This window comes from Marinobacter sp. MDS2 (genome assembly GCF_030718085.1).
Lineage (GTDB): Bacteria > Pseudomonadota > Gammaproteobacteria > Pseudomonadales > Oleiphilaceae > Marinobacter.
The window spans coordinates 192,679-209,556 of sequence record NZ_JAVAJF010000001.1; the positions used below are offsets into that span (position 1 = coordinate 192,679).

14 protein-coding genes are annotated in these 16,878 nt (G+C 53.8%); all 14 read right to left on the reverse strand.

Features of this window, described 5'->3' with window-relative positions:
• Window positions 1-7: 7 nt before the first annotated feature.
• The 14 genes from purF to leuC all read right to left on the reverse strand — a co-directional run bounded on the left by purF (window position 8) and on the right by leuC (window position 16,746).
• Window positions 8-1,549: an amidophosphoribosyltransferase gene (purF, locus tag Q9245_RS00925; protein WP_305895400.1), complete on the reverse strand. Its 1,542-nt coding sequence runs from the start codon at window positions 1,547-1,549 to the stop codon at window positions 8-10.
• Between the two features lie 34 nt (window positions 1,550-1,583).
• Window positions 1,584-2,153: a CvpA family protein gene (locus Q9245_RS00930; RefSeq protein WP_305895401.1), complete on the reverse strand. Its 570-nt coding sequence runs from the start codon at window positions 2,151-2,153 to the stop codon at window positions 1,584-1,586.
• A 93-nt stretch (window positions 2,154-2,246) separates the two neighbouring features.
• On the reverse strand, window positions 2,247-2,921 hold the full coding sequence (locus tag Q9245_RS00935; protein WP_305895402.1) for an SPOR domain-containing protein: 675 nt from the start codon (window positions 2,919-2,921) through the stop codon (window positions 2,247-2,249).
• A 90-nt stretch (window positions 2,922-3,011) separates the two neighbouring features.
• Window positions 3,012-4,286, reverse strand: coding sequence for a bifunctional tetrahydrofolate synthase/dihydrofolate synthase (gene folC / locus Q9245_RS00940; RefSeq protein WP_305895403.1), 1,275 nt, complete (start codon window positions 4,284-4,286; stop codon window positions 3,012-3,014).
• 13 nt (window positions 4,287-4,299) lie between these two features.
• Entirely contained in the window at window positions 4,300-5,226 is a 927-nt protein-coding gene (accD, locus tag Q9245_RS00945; protein WP_305895404.1) for an acetyl-CoA carboxylase, carboxyltransferase subunit beta, read from the reverse strand.
• A 38-nt stretch (window positions 5,227-5,264) separates the two neighbouring features.
• Complete coding sequence (gene trpA / locus Q9245_RS00950; protein WP_305895405.1) at window positions 5,265-6,074, reverse strand: tryptophan synthase subunit alpha; 810 nt, start codon at window positions 6,072-6,074, stop codon at window positions 5,265-5,267.
• A 17-nt stretch (window positions 6,075-6,091) separates the two neighbouring features.
• The gene (trpB, locus tag Q9245_RS00955) at window positions 6,092-7,300 is read right to left on the reverse strand and encodes a tryptophan synthase subunit beta (RefSeq protein WP_305897144.1); all 1,209 of its coding nucleotides are present in this window, start codon (window positions 7,298-7,300) and stop codon (window positions 6,092-6,094) included.
• A complete protein-coding gene (locus Q9245_RS00960; RefSeq protein WP_305895406.1) occupies window positions 7,293-7,922 on the reverse strand; it encodes a phosphoribosylanthranilate isomerase in 630 nt (209 codons plus the stop codon). The genes trpB and Q9245_RS00960 overlap by 8 nt, the downstream gene beginning before the upstream one ends.
• The gene (gene truA, locus Q9245_RS00965; protein ID WP_305895407.1) at window positions 7,919-8,827 is read right to left on the reverse strand and encodes a tRNA pseudouridine(38-40) synthase TruA; all 909 of its coding nucleotides are present in this window, start codon (window positions 8,825-8,827) and stop codon (window positions 7,919-7,921) included. The genes Q9245_RS00960 and truA overlap by 4 nt, the downstream gene beginning before the upstream one ends.
• Window positions 8,828-8,912: 85 nt before the next feature.
• Window positions 8,913-12,053: a FimV/HubP family polar landmark protein gene (locus tag Q9245_RS00970; protein WP_305895408.1), complete on the reverse strand. Its 3,141-nt coding sequence runs from the start codon at window positions 12,051-12,053 to the stop codon at window positions 8,913-8,915.
• A 282-nt stretch (window positions 12,054-12,335) separates the two neighbouring features.
• Window positions 12,336-13,451, reverse strand: coding sequence for an aspartate-semialdehyde dehydrogenase (gene asd, locus Q9245_RS00975; RefSeq protein WP_305895409.1), 1,116 nt, complete (start codon window positions 13,449-13,451; stop codon window positions 12,336-12,338).
• A gap of 120 nt (window positions 13,452-13,571) precedes the next feature.
• Window positions 13,572-14,645, reverse strand: coding sequence for a 3-isopropylmalate dehydrogenase (gene leuB / locus Q9245_RS00980; RefSeq protein WP_305895410.1), 1,074 nt, complete (start codon window positions 14,643-14,645; stop codon window positions 13,572-13,574).
• A 17-nt stretch (window positions 14,646-14,662) separates the two neighbouring features.
• Window positions 14,663-15,310 carry a 3-isopropylmalate dehydratase small subunit gene (gene leuD / locus Q9245_RS00985; RefSeq protein WP_305895411.1) on the reverse strand — a complete coding sequence of 216 codons (648 nt, stop codon included), beginning with the start codon at window positions 15,308-15,310 and terminating at the stop codon, window positions 14,663-14,665.
• A 17-nt stretch (window positions 15,311-15,327) separates the two neighbouring features.
• Complete coding sequence (gene leuC / locus Q9245_RS00990) at window positions 15,328-16,746, reverse strand: 3-isopropylmalate dehydratase large subunit (protein WP_305895412.1); 1,419 nt, start codon at window positions 16,744-16,746, stop codon at window positions 15,328-15,330.
• Window positions 16,747-16,878 lie beyond the last annotated feature (132 nt).

Sequence of the window (16,878 nt, forward strand, 5' to 3'; positions counted from 1 at the left end):
GCGACGCTCAGTCTTCGTCATTATGTAGGTCAATATTGTCGTTATCTGAGTCAGAATCAGAGTCGACATCCGTCACATTTGCAGTCGCTGAGCTGCTGTCCTTGCGACGATTTTCGAGACGCGTCAGATACTCTTTGTCGATGTCTCCGGTAATGTAATTGCCGCTGAACACAGAGCATTCCCAACCATCGATATCATCGTTCACATCGCTGACACAGGTGATCAGGTCATCCAGATCCTGATAAACCAGCCAGTCGGTCCCGATCAGTTCACCAACCTCTTCAACCGTGCGGTCATGTGCGATCAATTCAGATGCAGACGGCATGTCGATGCCGTAAACGTTCGGATAACGAACCGGGGGCGCCGCGGAAGCAAAATAAACGTTACGCGCGCCGGCATCCCGAGCCATCTGAACAATTTCTTTACACGTGGTACCGCGCACAATGGAGTCGTCTACCAGCATGACGTTCTTGCCACGAAACTCCAGATCGATTGGATTGAGTTTCTGGCGTACCGACTTCTTCCGCATTTTCTGGCCCGGCATAATGAACGTCCGGCCGATATAACGGTTCTTGATAAAGCCTTCACGGTATTTAACACCAAGCTGATACGCCATTTGCATGGCTGATGTGCGGCTGGTGTCGGGAATCGGAATGACAACATCAATGTCGTGGTCCGGGCGCTCACGAAGCACTTTATCAGCCAGTACCTCACCCATCCGCAAACGAGCCTTGTAAACCGACACGCCATCCATAATCGAATCAGGGCGGGCAAAGTACACGTGCTCGAAAATACACGGATAAAGCTTGGGTGACTCGGCGCACTGCTCCGCGTAAAGCGTTCCGTCTGTTTCGATATAGACAGCTTCGCCGGGCTCAATATCCCGCACCAGCGTAAAGCCGGCTGCATTCAGGGCCACGCTCTCGGAGGCAATCATATATTCGGTTTGGCCGTTTTCACCCTCACGAATCCCGTAACAAGCCGGGCGAATACCGTTAGGATCACGGAAACCCACAATGCCGTGGCCGGTAATCATGGCGATTACACCATAAGCTCCACGGCACCGTTGATGAACGGCGCGTACCGCAGCAAAAATTTCATCTTTGGTCGGGTTCAGCTTGCCAAGCTTCTGCAGCTCATGAGCAAACACGTTCAACAGCACTTCCGAATCGGAATTGGTATTGATGTGGCGCAGGTCAGTGCGGAACAAATCACTGCTCAGCTCGTCGGCGTTGGTCAGATTACCGTTATGGGCAAGCGTTATACCGTAAGGGCTGTTAACGTAGAACGGCTGGGCCTCGGCCGAACTGGCGCTTCCCGCTGTCGGGTAACGAACATGGCCGATACCCACATTTCCGACCAAACGGCGCATATGGCGTGTGTGAAATACGTCTCTGACCAAGCCGTTATCTTTGCGCAAAAAGAACCGGTCGTCCTGGAAGGTAACAATACCCGCCGCATCCTGGCCACGGTGCTGTAGAACGGTCAATGCGTCATAAAGCATCTGATTGACGTTAGAAGTACTGACAATACCGACAATGCCACACATGGCTGGACGATTCTCCGAGAGTTAGAACTGAATGTTAGCGAGAGGCCGACGCGGGTTCCACGCCTTCCGGTTCACTGGGTACTTGGGTGTTTCCAGAACTGCTATCTGCCGGCCCCAGAAAGCGGGCAAATTCATCACCAAAGGTGCGTCGAGACCAATCTTCGACCACTGCCAGGCGTTCAATCATGACAGACGATTGCCACCAGGTATCTTGCGCAAGAGGCGTATAGCGAGTGAAGGCGATGCCAACAATGACGACCACCACGCCACGAAGTAGGCCAAACCCCATGCCCAACACCCGGTCGGTGGCGGAAAGACCGGTCGCGCGCACCAGGTGGCCGATAAGATTATTAACGATGGCACCCACGATCAGAGTGCCGAAAAACAGAATGGCGAATGCAGCCACCAAGCGAACCAAGGGCGTCTCGACGGATGATTCGAGAAGGCCCTGCATCTGCGGATGGAATGTGCGGGCGATGATGAATGCACCGATCCAGGTCACCAATGACAGAGCTTCGCGAACGAACCCCCGCTTCAGACTGATGAGCGTGGAAACAGAAATGAGGGCAATGATGACCCAGTCAATCCAGATCAGCGATTCCATGAACAACCCGGTGGAGAAAACGAAGGAAGAATTCTAACAGGAAACGGGAGCGCACCAAACTCCCGTCTTAAGATAATTCCAGTTCCGGAGGAATTATTTTCCGCCTTTGGTCACAAGACTTTTCAGTCCAAACTTCTTATCGAGCCTGGCTTTGGCCTGGTCGGCATCCGCACGGTTCACAAATGGGCCACTAAACACACGAGTTAATGTCTTGTCGCCGCTGGAAAACTGCTGCAAGTGCGCACCAAAACCCATCTCGATCACATTGTCACGCAACCGCTTCGCATTGTCTCCGTTGCCGAAGCTGCCCAACTGAACAACCCAGGCTCCTTCCAGAGTGCGAGCGAACTCAGCCTTCTCTTCGCTCGGTTTGGCAGCAGGAGCTTCTTGTTTGGTGGCCTGAGGCAATTCCGCTACCGTCTCAGTCTTTGATGCATCAGCCTTTTCGGCGGGAGCAGCCTGCGATGATTCGGCCGGTTCAGCCAATTCCGAGTTCTGTGCGCGGTCTTCTTCGACAATTCGGAATCCCGGCGCCTGTTTCACATCCTCGGAACCCGATGCCCCGTTGCCCGAGGAAATCTGGTATCCCACCGCATCACCCGACGGCTCGTCAGGCATTTCTACCTCAGGAAACGGCGGCTCTTCGGGGATGGTGATCGACGTGGATTTGCGTTGGGAATGGGGCTCATCAAAGATCATCGGCACAAAGATGACAGCCAGGGAGATCAGAACCAAAGCACCAATGATTCGCTGTTTTAACCCGTCCACCTGAAAGAACTCCCTATGCCAACCTATTTGAGTTCGATAGTAACTGTGTGAAAAACAGAACTGAAGCCATATCCGGCCAATGAACAAAGTTTAAGGCGAATCACCCAGCAGCAGCCCCCTGGCCTCGGCCACGGTGAAGAACGATCCAAAAACCACCACACAGTCTGCCGAGCCTGCTGCCCTAGCCTTGGCATCCTCCAACGCTTCCGCGATGCTGTTGCTCGCACCGGAGTTGGCAAGCTCGCCCACCCGTGCTTCAAGCTCCTGAACAGACAATCCTCTAGGCACACTCAGACCCGCCAGGCACCAGTGATCCACAACGGGTGCCATTGCAGACACAACACCTTCAATGTCTTTATCGCCAAGCGCGGCATAAACCGCAATAACACGCCCACTGCTTTGCTGTTTCAACTCATAGAGCTTGCTTGCCAACCAACGGGCCGCATGGGGATTGTGTCCAACATCAGCAATGACCCTGGGCTTGCTGCTGAGCCGCTCAAAACGCCCGGGCAGATTGACGGCATGCGCGGCCTCACCCAACCGCTCAAGCCCGGCTTCCGGAACAAGCTGTGCAGCCATGACCGTAGCCGCCGCCACACTTTCAATGGGCAACGGCCCCGCCGGCAACGCTACACGCCCCTCAGTCAGCACTAAATCAATGAGTTCACTGTCATCAGCACGAGGCTCAAGCCGATAGTCACGCCCGGTTAGCCGCAGATCAACTTTCTGAGCGGTTGCCTGCTGCAAAACCGAAGCCGGTGGCACGGGATCGGCGCAAACAGCGGGAATTCCCGGGCGTAGAATGCCCGCCTTTTCAAAGCCTATTACTTCCCGGTTGTCGCCCAAAAAACCGATATGGTCAATGTCAATCGACGTAATGATCGCAAAATCGGCATCAAGAACATTAACCGCATCAAGCCGGCCACCCAAACCGACTTCGAGCACCCAATCTTGCACCCCTGCCCGCTCAAGCGCCACGAATGCCGCCAAAGTACCAAACTCAAAGTAGGTCAAGGACACACTGCCACGGACTTCCTCTACCATTTCAAAGGCAGAGACCAAGGCAGGATCGGACACATTGGTTCCGTTAATACGAACACGCTCGTTGTAACGCTGAAGATGGGGCGATGTGTAGGCACCAGTGGTTCTGCCCGCCGCTAATAACTGACGCTCGAGTGTAGCAACCGTGGAGCCTTTACCATTGGTGCCGGCAACGGTAATGATTCGGGCATTAGGCTTTCTCGGAAACAAGCGGCGAAGAACCACCAGAACTCGATCAAGCCCCATGTCGATTTCTGTGGGGTGAATGGCCTCTAACCACTGGAGCCATTCATTAACAGACGCGCCACCTGTCGGACTACTCATTGCCCTACTGGAACTACTCGACAGATTCATCTGCACTCGGCTTTTCAGAGATTTCAAACTCGATCGGAGCCTCGGTACCCGGCTTCTCCTGTCCAGTGAACTTTGCAAGTACGTGGGCAATTCGCTCACGCATCTGGTGACGATGCAGAATCATATCGATCGCACCATGCTCCAACAAAAACTCACTGCGTTGGAAACCTTCCGGCAGCTTCTCACGCACCGTCTGCTCGATTACCCGAGGCCCGGCAAAACCGATCAAGGCGTAAGGCTCGGCAATATTGAGATCGCCCAGCATGGCCAAACTGGCAGACACACCGCCAAATACAGGATCGGTCATCACCGAAATATAAGGGATGCCCTCTTCTTTCATGCGCTCAAGAACCGCCGCGGTCTTTGCCATCTGCATCAACGACAAAATAGCTTCCTGCATACGCGCACCGCCACTGGCCGAAAAGCAGACCAGCGGAATGCGGCGCTCCAGCGCAACGTTGGCTGCCTGCACGAACTTTTCGCCCACAACCTGCCCCATGGAGCCGCCAAGGAAGTTAAATTCAAAAGCACAAGCCACCAATGGCACGCCCAACGCACTGCCGCTCATCGCAACCAAGGCATCTTTCTCGCCAGTCGCTTTCTGGGCGGCCGCCAGGCGGTCCTTATAACGCTTGGTGTCTTTAAATTTCAGACGATCATTGGGCTCAAGATCGGCCGCAATCTCTTCGCGCCCATCTTTATCTAAAAAGATCTCGAGACGGCGCCGGGCAGACACACGCAAGTGGTGGTTGCACTTCGGACACACATCCAGATTCTTTTCCAGCTCTGGCTTATACAGAAATGCGCCACATTTCGGACACTTCTTCCAGAGCCCTTCCGGGACACCGGTACGTTGCCTTGATTCCGAGCGAATCTTGCTCGGCATGATCTTGTCCAGCCAGTTACTCATGCTTAGGTCCTGTCCTTTTGTGCCTGGATGCTCACTTATCAGGCAAGGCTATCCAGTGCTTCGCGCATTGGGTACAACAGATCGTGTAACGCTTGGTTCAATGCGTCAGAATCTGATTGATTTCGGGCTATTGTATCCACCAGTACGCTACCCACAATTACACCATCGGATACTTTGCCGATCGCACCGGCGGTTTCTGCATCCCGGATACCAAAGCCCACACCTACAGGAAGTGCGGTTAACTCGTGGATATGAGCCACTTTCGCTGCAACTTCATCCACATTGATGGTTGCCGAGCCGGTTACACCCTTGATAGAAACATAGTACACATAGCCAGACGAGTGCTTGCTAATTGCTTTAATTCGCTCATCCGTTGTTGTTGGGGCCAACAAGAAGATCGAATCCATATTGCGCTCGGCAAATAACGGAGCAACTTCACCGGCTTCTTCGGGCGGCAGATCGACCGTTAGAACCCCATCGATGCCCGCCTTTGCCGCCGCATTGGCAAACGCTTCATAACCCATCGCTTCCATCGGGTTAAGGTAACCCATTAACACAACAGGCGTATCAGCATCGGTTTTTCGAAACTCTTCAACCATGCCAATCACCTGGCGCAGCGAGGTGTTATGTTTCAGCGCGCGCTCACATGCCAATTGGATAACAGGGCCATCGGCCATTGGGTCAGAAAACGGAACCCCAAGCTCAATAATGTCCGCGCCGGCTTTTACCAGTGTGTGCATCAGGCTGACCGTTTGCTCAGGATGAGGATCACCCGCAGTAATATAGGGGATTAACGCCTTACGCCCCTGCTCTTTCAAGGACTTCAATACACCTTCAATACGACTCATGCCTGCTCCTGATACCTTCAGATCTCGATGCCATCCAACTGGGCGATGGTATGAATGTCTTTGTCGCCGCGGCCCGACACGTTAATGACCACAACCTTGTCTTTATCCATGGTGGCCGCCAGCTTAAGCGCGTATGCCACGGCATGAGACGACTCCAGCGCTGGCATAATGCCTTCCACCTGGGTCAAGGTGCGGAAGCCGGCCAGCGCCTCTTCGTCGGTGACCGACACATAATGGGCGCGGCCAATATCCTTCAACCAAGAGTGCTCTGGACCTACACCGGGATAATCCAGTCCGGCACTGACAGAGTGAGTTCCCGCGATCTGGCCATTTTCATCTTCCATCAGGTACGTGCGGTTGCCGTGCAACACACCCGGACGGCCGGCACACAATGGCGCGGCGTGATCGCCTGTTTCGATACCCAAGCCGCCGGCTTCAACACCGTAAAGTTCAACGGATTCGTCGGTCAGGAACGGGTGGAACATACCAATGGCGTTCGAACCACCGCCGACACAGGCAACCAACGCATCAGGAAGTTTGCCCATTTTTTCCAGGGACTGCTCACGCAGCTCGCGACCGATCACGGATTGGAAATCGCGTACCAAAAGTGGGTACGGGTGAGGGCCTGCAACGGTGCCAATGATGTAGAAGGTGTCATCTACATTTGCCACCCAATCGCGCATCGCCTCGTTCATGGCGTCTTTGAGTGTCTTGGTACCACTCTCTACGGCATGAACCGTAGCGCCCAACAGTTTCATGCGATAAACGTTCAAAGACTGACGCTGAACGTCTTCTGAGCCCATGAAAACGTGACATTCCAAGCCAAGGCGAGCGCAAACTGTGGCTGTTGCTACGCCATGCTGACCTGCGCCGGTCTCGGCAATAATGCGCTTCTTACCCAGAAAGCTTGCAAGCAGCGCCTGACCAATGGTGTTGTTTACCTTATGGGCACCGGTATGATTAAGGTCTTCCCGTTTTAACCAGATTTGCGCACCACCGGTTTCACGAGTCAGGCGTTCCGCAAAATAAAGCGGACTTGGCCGGCCCACGTAATCAGCCAGATCCTTGTCAAACTTGGCCTGAAATTCCGGGTCGTCTTTCAATTGGAGATATTCTTTCTCCAGCGTCATTAACGAATCCATCAGGGTTTCAGAAACAAACCGGCCACCGAAGGCTCCAAAGTGACCTCTGGAATCCGGGAGTGCCTTCAACATTTCATCAGTCAGTTTTACGGACACTTTGCACCTCTTTAAAGAAATCAGATAATTTGGTGGCGTCTTTAATACCCTTGCTCAGCTCAACCCCGCCGCTGACATCAACGGCCCAGGGACGAACCGCTTCGATGGCGCGGGCTACGTTAGCAGATGACAAGCCCCCGGCCAATATCAGGGGCATAGGACGTTGATCTGGTATCAATTGCCAGTTAAAGGATTGGCCTGTTCCGCCATAACGATCGGGATCCCAGGCATCCACAAGCAACCCCACCGCTTTGTTATACGTAGAATAAGCTTCTGAGATCTGTTCTGCGCTCTGGACTCTGATGGCTTTGATCCATCTTCGCCCGAAGGACTCGCAAAATTCTGGTGTTTCGTCGCCGTGGAACTGCAACAGATCCAACGGCACGGCATTCAGTACCGACTTGACGAACTCGGCTTTGGGATTCACAAATAAACCCGTCACGGTTACAAACGCCGGGATAGCCGCCGCCAACTCTTGTGCCTGCTCAATCGACACCGCACGAGGGCTTGGATCATAAAACACCAAGCCTATGGAGTCCGCTCCGCTTTCCACAGCCGCTTTTACATCTTCGACTCGGGTCAGACCACAGATTTTTACACGGGTTGTCATGATTCTGAAACCGGCTGCTTGGGATGAATATGGGTTGGAGCAATAGGCAAGTTGTGCTCTCGCGAAAACCAGGGCGCCACAAAAGCCGGACCACACAGTGCTTCGGGAATACCAAAGTGTTCAGGATACCCTACATCAACCAGATAAAGCCCGTATGGCGGTGCGGTAACGCCCGCAAGTTTTCTATCCCGAGCAGCCAGAATCTCGCCAACCCAGGTTACCGACTGTTCTCCCGACCCCACGGCCATCAGAGCACCGGCTATATTACGAACCATGTGATGCAGGAATGCATTGGCCTGCACATCAATGACCACATAGTCCCCTGAACGGCTGACCGATATGCGCTCCAAAAAACGAACCGGAGTCCGAGACTGGCAGCCCGCGGCCCGAAACGATGAAAAATCATGTTCACCGGTGAGTGCCTGAGCAGCTTCGTGCATCTTTTGTGCATCCAGTGGTCGAAAATTCCAGCTAACCTGCCCGCGCTGAATACCCGGCCGAACCGGATTATTGAAAATAATATAACGATAACGCCGATAGGTTGCCGAGAAACGGGCATGGAAATCACCCACGCCGTTGCCCGCCCAATGCACTGCTATGTCATTTGGTAACGCCGTATTAATGCCCATGACCCACGACCGAAGCGGGCGCACAGCTTCAGTATCAAAATGTACAATCTGAAAACTCGCATGAACACCAGCATCTGTCCGGCCTGCACACACCAGTTCAACCGGGTGGTTGGCAACCTTGCTAACCGCTTTGGTTAACTCCGCCTGAACAGACCGAACGCCACTTTTTTGCTGCTGCCAACCGTGAAATGCCTGTCCATCATACTCGAAAGCAATTACAACCCGACCGGCACCGATCGAATTGTTCGTAGTTAAAGGCTGCGATTGAAGAAACAATGGAGCGTCCAGTTTGCGGGTTCAGAAAAACAAAGCGCCGGCACAAAGGCCGGCGCTGTTGCCGTTATACAGTGATTATAACGAATCAGGAGAGATTTTTAAGAAGCTCTTGCGCTTCAGCCTTCTGCTCGTCGTTACCCTCCAGTGCAACTTCCTCGAGAATGTCTCTGGCACCGTCGCCATCACCCATTTCAACGTAGGCTCGTGCCAGATCAAGTTTGGTCGCCGCTTCGTCCGTGCCTGCCAGGAAATCGAAGTCATCGTCGTCACCAAGATCGGCGTCCTCGATATCGAGGCCGGACAACACTCCGCTCTCGCTTTCCCGCACATCAACGTCGGGATCCAGAGAAGGCACTTCCTCAGCATCGCCCTGATCCAGCTCATCCAGAGCGTCTTCAAGGCCCAACTCTTCGTCTAACGAGCTCTCAGCCGTTTCTGAAGCGTCGGCCGTATCGAGCTCCGAGAACTCATCCATCAGGGCCAAGTCTTCATCGGAAACATCCAGTTCGAGGTCGTCGAGGCCGGCTTCACTCAAATCTAAAGCCTCGGCTTCACTGTCGTCCCCGACCTTATCAAGCTCGGCATCCAATTCGTCAAGGAAAGACTCATCAAGAGCAGAATCGTCCTCCGAGTCGTCAGCCAACGAAACCAACTCACTTTCCTTATCGGCTTTATCGCCTGACTCTCCGGATAACGCACCTAAATCATCCAGCTCACCATCCAGGTCCAGGCTCTCGGTCAAATCGAGCTCCGGGTCAAGCGCATCTTCAGACTCACCTGCACCAAATACAGCCTCATCCTCTTCACTCAGCTCGAAATCGAGACTGAATTCATCTTCACCCAAAACATCATCCGGCTTATCAACTTGCGAATCCGCCTCAACATCCATTTCGAAGGACGAGAAGTCGGATTCTTCGTCAGCCGTGTCCGTTGATTCATCCGAGCTATCCAGCGCAGCAATACCCGAAAGATCGTATTCAATCGGGTCATCGGGTGAACCAGCCCGCGCCTTTTCATCCTCAAACTCATCCTCGAGATCTAGCTCACCGGCATCATCGTCCAAAGGTGTTGAGGACACCTCGGGCTCATTCTCGTCAACGTAGGCTTCGGAAGCGAAACCAGCCAAGGAATCGGAACGAAGCTCATTTTCGAGATCATCGATGCTCGGCATGGCCTCGGTCTCTTCACGCTGCTGCTTGAGAACCGTAGCTTTCGCCAGAGCTTCGTCATCGCCCAAAGCTTCTACTTCGCCAAATTGCTTATCGAAAGACTGATAATCCTGGCCGTCGGCATAGGTCTCCAGCAATTTCAGGCGCAGATCCGTTCGGCTGGGTTCACGCGAAATTGCGGTTTCCAGAACCTCGGCCGCTTTTTCATGCTGACCGTAAGCAATATAACTGTTTGCTTCCGCCAATACTTCATCACCCCCAGGTGATGCTTTCACCTGGTTTTGCTCAACAGCAGGAGTCAGCTCAAAGCCTTCTGTGTCGCCATCATCTTCAGCATTCAGCTGATCATAGAACGCCTTTTCACGAGTTGCGTTCCGACGCGCTACCACCAAAAGAAGGAGCAGAAGAAGGATCAGCCCGCCGCCGAGGGCCAACTGGTACATCGGATTCCCGACGACCGAATCCATAAACTGACCCAACCAACCTTTTTTAGATTCCTGCGCCGGCTCGCTGGCGACCGGCTGCTGGGCTTGGGGCTCGTCGGCAGCGGCGGTGCTCGCCACCGGCTCGGCCATCTCACCCGAATCCGATGCTTCTATTTCGGCTGCATCATTCGCCTGTTCACCTGCAGATTCCGACGTAGTGATTTCGGCTTCCGCTTCACCCTGCCGTGCCGTCGCTGATTCCTGTGCAGTGTCGTCACCTGGAACCAAGCTCTGGGCGTCAGCGACTTCCCGTTCCGAGGAAGCTTCCGCGGCCATGTCTTCGTCTGTTACCTCAGCACCGCCAGCCTGAACATCGGAACTCTCACCGACGTTGTTTTCGGCAGACTCTGCCTCCGCCGAGGATGCTTCATCGGCAACGCCTTCAGACACACCGGCTTCGCCACCCTCCAGATTACCCGGAACGGCGGCTGGATCTTCGGAAACTGCACCCTGCAAATCAGCAAGCTGAGTGCTCTTAAGCTCGAGGAGACGCTGAAGCGTTTCGACCTGCGCCTGCATATCTTCAAGCCTGGAATTCAGTTCTTCGTTTTCACGACGAGTGGCTTCCAACTCTTCCAGAGCCACGGCAGAACCTGCATCCACCCCCCCTTCAGAGGCACCATCACCACCGGCAGATCCGCCCTGTTCTTGAGTACGGGCCTCGGATTCATCTGCGGCGATAAGGCGAAGCTCCGCTCCGGAATCTGCTGCTTGCGGCTGTGTGCTCGGCTTCGGAGCCGGTTCAGCCGTTTGCGTAGCATCCACGGGCCGCGGCGACTTCAACTCCTCGTTCTGTCTTGCGACAACCCGAGAGGCCTCTGCCTGACTACGGCGCTCAATTTCAGCGAGACTTGGGGCACGAAGTACCTGACCACGCTTCAGGCGATTGATATTCCCACCAATAAACGCATCCGGATTTTTGTCCTGGATTGCCAGCATCATCTGCTGCATCGACACTGAATTATTGGGGCGCATTCGCTGCGCGATGGTCCAAAGGGTATCGGAAGGCCCTGTTGGCCCAAAACTATCGGCGCTATAACCGGACGAACGTGAATTCTGAACGGCGGCCTGGCGACGAACAGACTCCGCACTGCGGCTGGTGCGCGCAGCGGTGCTGCGCTGCGGCGCCGAAGTTGGTGCTATCACCTGCTCCCGGACGCCCGACTCTTCCGCATAGACAGGAGGATCGACAAGTACTGCGTACTCGCGCATCAAGCGGCCATTCGGCCAGGTCAGTTCAAGAAGGAAATTCAGGTAAGGTTCGCGGAAAGGTTCTCGTGAGGACACATTGATCGCGAGATTACCGTCGGCCTCGGTCACTACTTCAAATTTCAGTTTGCTCAGAAACTGATGACGTTCCAGGCCGACTCGTTGGTAAGCAGCTTCAGGAGCCACGTTAACGAAGACGTCACCGGGATCAACTCCACGACTTTGTCGCAACGAAATTTCAGCATCCAGCGGCTGATTCAGCCACGACTGCATCTCAATTTCACCCAGCCCCAGGGCCTGAGCCATGCCCGAGCCGAGCCCTCCCGCCAACGCCAGGGCAACCGCAAGCTTGCGTACCTTCATGCTTTTTCCTTTCCAGTCTCCGTTATTCTTTGACTGCTGAATTTCAACAGAATCGGACGAGGTTGGATGACTTTCGTCTTTTTATAGTTTGGGAGTATTGTTGATAAAACCTCTTTTATCAATCAATCAGCCGCATTCCTTGCGCCATTAGTTCACCACTCCCATGGAACTCATTAGTGTCCCTGAAAATAACAGGGGCGGACACTGAAATCAGCACCCGCCCCGAACCGGCTTATGAAAAACCGGACACAGTTGGCATTAATGACCAATCTGTAACATTTTTTAACGTTCCTGGAGGATTCTCAGCATTCTGCGAAGCGGCTCTGCCGCGCCCCACAGCAACTGGTCACCTACGGTGAACGCGGAGATGTATTCAGGGCCCATGGCCAGCTTACGAATACGTCCGATGGGCACACTCAATGTACCCGTCACCTTGGTTGGGGTCAGCTCCTGCATGGTCGCATCGCGATCATTCGGGATGACTTTCACCCAATCGTTGCCTTTTGCCAAAATACTTTCGATCTCGGAAACCGGCAGATCTTTCTTGAGTTTGATGGTCAACGCCTGACTGTGAGAGCGCATGGCCCCAATGCGAACGCAGATGCCGTCAATAGGAATCGGATTACCACTGCGACCAAGAATCTTGTTGGTCTCAACACCCGCTTTCCACTCTTCCTTGCTCATGCCGTTATCAAGCTGCTTGTCGATAAACGGAATCAAGCTGCCCGCCAGCGGAACACCGAAGTGTTCGGTCGGAAACTCGCTCGAACGCATGGTGTCGGTCACCTTACGGTCAATCTCAAGAATAGCAGACGAGGTATCTTCCAGCTCCGGCTTAACGCTGTCATTCAACGCACCCATCTGGTTGAGCAGCTCACGCATGTTTTGTGCGCCGGAACCCGATGCCGCCTGATAGGTCATGGGGGACACCCACTCGATCAGATCTTGCTCGAGCAGTCCGCCCAAAGCCAGCATCATCAGGCTTACAGTGCAGTTTCCACCCACGTAATCCTTCACGCCCTTCTCAAGCGCTTCATCGATAACGTTGCGGTTAACAGGATCCAGAACAATGACAGAGTGATCGGCCATACGCAGCGTTGAAGCTGCATCAATCCAATAACCTTGCCAGCCCGCGTCACGGAGTTTCTCGTACACCGCGGAGGTATAGTCTCCACCCTGACAGGTGACAATCACATCCATCGTTTTCAGGATGTCGATATCAAATGCATCCTGAAGTGCTGGCACACCGTCTTTCCCGACATCCGGAGCCGGCTTACCGGCCTGGGATGTGGTGAAGAACACCGGATCGATGTCAGCAAAATCGTTTTCTTCGCGCATGCGCTGCATGAGGACAGACCCCACCATGCCACGCCAACCTACAAGTCCAACTCGCTTCATGTGCGACCTTTGAATCTCACATTATGCCCGCCCACTGCCGTTATCGCTGGCAAGGACAGGATGGATGATCCCGCAGCGGCTGCATCCCGCCGCCATCGGGCCTCGGTTTCTGAACCTGGATTAAAGTGCGTTTAGAACGGCTTCGCCCATTTCACGGGTCGAAACTTTCTTGCCGCCTTCAGACATAATATCGGCGGTACGCAAACCTTGGTCCAGCACCTTGCTGACCGCAGCTTCAATAGCTGCTGCGGCGGCGTCTTCATTCAGACTGTACCGCAACATCATTGCTGCACTGATGATCGTGGCCAGCGGATTCGCAATGCCCTGCCCGGCGATATCCGGCGCCGAACCGTGGCAAGGTTCATACATACCTTGCTTCTCGGAGTTCAGCGAAGCGGACGGCAACATACCAATTGAGCCGGTTAGCATTGCAGCTTCGTCAGAAAGAATATCACCAAACATGTTACCAGTCACAATCACGTCGAACTGCTTAGGCGCTTTAACCAACTGCATAGCGGCGTTATCGACGTACATATGAGACAGCTCGACGTCCGGATACTCGCTCTTAAGCTCTTCCATGATCTCGCGCCACAGCACGGTCACTTCCAGCACATTCGCCTTGTCCACAGAACACAGTTTCTTTCCGCGCTGCTGGGCAGCCTCAAAAGCCACACGGCCGATACGGCGGATTTCAGACTCGGTGTACTGATAAGTGTTATAACCCTGACGCTCGCCGCTTTCGAGCTGACGAACACCGCGTGGCTGGCCGAAATAGATACCACCGGTCAACTCACGAACAATCAGAATATCCAGACCGGAGACCACTTCGGGCTTGAGCGAAGACGCTGAAGCCAGTTGCGGGTAGAGAATGGCCGGACGCAAGTTCGCAAACAACTCCAGATTGGAGCGCAAACCCAACAGCCCTTTTTCCGGGCGGTTCGCCATCGGCAGGCTGTCCCATTTGGGACCACCCACGGCGCCAAGCAAGATCGCATCGGCCTTGCGGGCCTTATCCAGAGTATCGGCTGGCAACGGAGTATCTTCGGCGTCAAGCGCCGCGCCGCCTACGAGTGCGGTATCGAATGACAAACCCAAGGAAAACTTATCGTTCACCTTGTGCAGAACCTTCTCCGCTTCTGCCACAATTTCGGGGCCAATGCCGTCACCCGGCAACAACAAAACACTACGAGACATATCAGAATCCTTTTTAATCAATTTCCAGCGTTAAACAACCAGGGAGCCGTTTGGCGACGCGCATCTTCATAAGCCTTGATCACATCCGCGTCCTCAAGGGTTACGCCAATATCATCCAGACCATTAAGCAGGCAATGACGACGGAAATTATCGACATCAAAGCTGAAGGATTCTCCTTCAGGAGTCGTAACCGTCTGCGCTTCAAGATTAATCGTCAGCTGATAGCCTTCATTCGCCTCAACGCTCTCAAACAGTCTGTCAACAACTTCTTCTTCAAGAACAATAGGTAACAAGCCATTCTTAAAGCAGTTGTTATAGAAGATATCAGCAAAACTCGGCGCGATAATGACTCGGAAACCGAAATCATCCAGGGCCCAGGGAGCGTGCTCCCGGCTTGAGCCACAACCAAAGTTGGTGCGCGCCAGCAACACGCTGGCATTCTTGTAACGCTCCTGATTCAACACGAAATCAGGATTCAGCGGGCGGCCTGCACAATCCTGGTCCGGCTTACCTTCGTCCAGATAACGCAGCTCATCAAACAAATTAGGGCCAAAACCTGTGCGCTTGATGGACTTCAAAAACTGCTTGGGAATAATCATGTCCGTATCCACATTGGAACGGTCCATGGGGGCAACAATGCCCTGATGTTGCGTAAATGCTCGCATGGTGTCTCTCCTGTGGATCAGTTCATCAACTCACGGACATCAACAAAATGCCCCGTTACCGCAGCCGCGGCCGCCATCGCCGGACTCACCAAATGAGTGCGCCCGCCAAAGCCCTGACGCCCCTCGAAGTTACGGTTTGACGTAGACGCACAATGTTCGCCCTGCCCCAACTTGTCGGCGTTCATCGCCAGACACATGGAGCAGCCCGGATCACGCCATTCAAGACCCGCTTCGATGAAGATCTTGTCCAGACCTTCCTTCTCGGCCTGCTCTTTCACCAAGCCAGACCCCGGCACCACCATCGCCTGCTTCAGACCGGCGGCAACCTTGCGCCCCTTAACAACTGCGGCCGCCTCGCGCAGATCTTCAATGCGACTGTTGGTGCAAGAGCCAATAAACACACGATCCAACTTGATGTCGGTAATCTTCTGATTCGGCTCCAAACCCATGTATTTAAGAGCACGAACAATCCCTTCGCGCTTGATGGGGTCTTCTTCTTTAGCAGGATCAGGCACATTGGCACCCACATCTGCCACCATCTCTGGAGACGTGCCCCAGCTCACCTGAGGCTGGATTTTAGTGCCATCGATTTCGACAACTTTGTCGAACACAGCGTCGTCATCACTGCGCAGCGTGCGCCAGTATTCCACGGCCTTATCCCAGGTTGCCCCCTTGGGCGAAAACGGGCGACCTTTAACGTAGTCGATCGTGGTGTCGTCAACCGCCACCATGCCAACACGGGCACCACCTTCGATGGCCATATTACAAATGGTCATCCGGCCTTCCATACTCAAACCACGAATGGCCTCACCACCAAACTCAATCGCGTACCCCGTGCCGCCGGCGGTCCCAATCTTACCGATAATCGCCAACACCACGTCTTTGCCGGTCACACCTGCGCCCAGCTTACCGGTCACCTTGACCAGCATGTTCTTCATTTTTTTCTGAACCAGACACTGAGTGGCCAATACGTGTTCAACTTCAGACGTGCCGATACCATGCGCCAAACAACCGAAAGCGCCATGAGTCGAGGTATGGGAATCACCACAGACAATGCTCATCCCCGGCAAAGTGGCACCTTGCTCTGGCCCGATAACGTGAACAATCCCCTGGCGAATGTCTTTGATCTTGAATTCCAGAATACCGAACTCATCGCAGTTCTTGCCGAGCGTTTCGACCTGCGTGCGCGACACGGGATCAACAATGCCATCAATACCTTTGTCACGGTCTGTGGTCGGTACGTTGTGATCCGGCGTTGCGAGGTTCGCATCAATGCGCCACGGCTTACGGTTAGCCAACCGAAGCCCTTCAAACGCTTGGGGAGATGTAACTTCGTGCAGCAACTGGCGATCGATATAGATCAATGCTGAACCGTCATCGCGCTGTTTGACCAAATGGTCATCCCACAACTTGTCGTATAAGGTTTTGCCCGCCATGGTTCTCTCTCACTCTCTGGGGGTTTCTGTTTCTTTCTTAAGTGCAACCATCATACTATCTTGACTCCAATAACCCCAATTCATGTTTTTCATTCATTGCATTCCAACTGGTTATCGATGATAGTTTTCGCT

Coding starts and splice junctions, on each gene's coding strand:
- purF (WP_305895400.1), bottom strand. CDS start 1,549: ATGTGTGGCATTGTCGGTATTGTCAGTACTTCTAACGTCAATCAGATG.
- Q9245_RS00930 (WP_305895401.1), bottom strand. CDS start 2,153: ATGGAATCGCTGATCTGGATTGACTGGGTCATCATTGCCCTCATTTCT.
- folC (WP_305895403.1), bottom strand. CDS start 4,286: ATGAGTAGTCCGACAGGTGGCGCGTCTGTTAATGAATGGCTCCAGTGG.
- accD (WP_305895404.1), bottom strand. CDS start 5,226: ATGAGTAACTGGCTGGACAAGATCATGCCGAGCAAGATTCGCTCGGAA.
- trpA (WP_305895405.1), bottom strand. CDS start 6,074: ATGAGTCGTATTGAAGGTGTATTGAAGTCCTTGAAAGAGCAGGGGCGT.
- Q9245_RS00960 (WP_305895406.1), bottom strand. CDS start 7,922: ATGACAACCCGTGTAAAAATCTGTGGTCTGACCCGAGTCGAAGATGTA.
- Q9245_RS00970 (WP_305895408.1), bottom strand. CDS start 12,053: ATGAAGGTACGCAAGCTTGCGGTTGCCCTGGCGTTGGCGGGAGGGCTC.
- asd (WP_305895409.1), bottom strand. CDS start 13,451: ATGAAGCGAGTTGGACTTGTAGGTTGGCGTGGCATGGTGGGGTCTGTC.
- leuB (WP_305895410.1), bottom strand. CDS start 14,645: ATGTCTCGTAGTGTTTTGTTGTTGCCGGGTGACGGCATTGGCCCCGAA.
- leuD (WP_305895411.1), bottom strand. CDS start 15,310: ATGCGAGCATTTACGCAACATCAGGGCATTGTTGCCCCCATGGACCGT.
- leuC (WP_305895412.1), bottom strand. CDS start 16,746: ATGGCGGGCAAAACCTTATACGACAAGTTGTGGGATGACCATTTGGTC.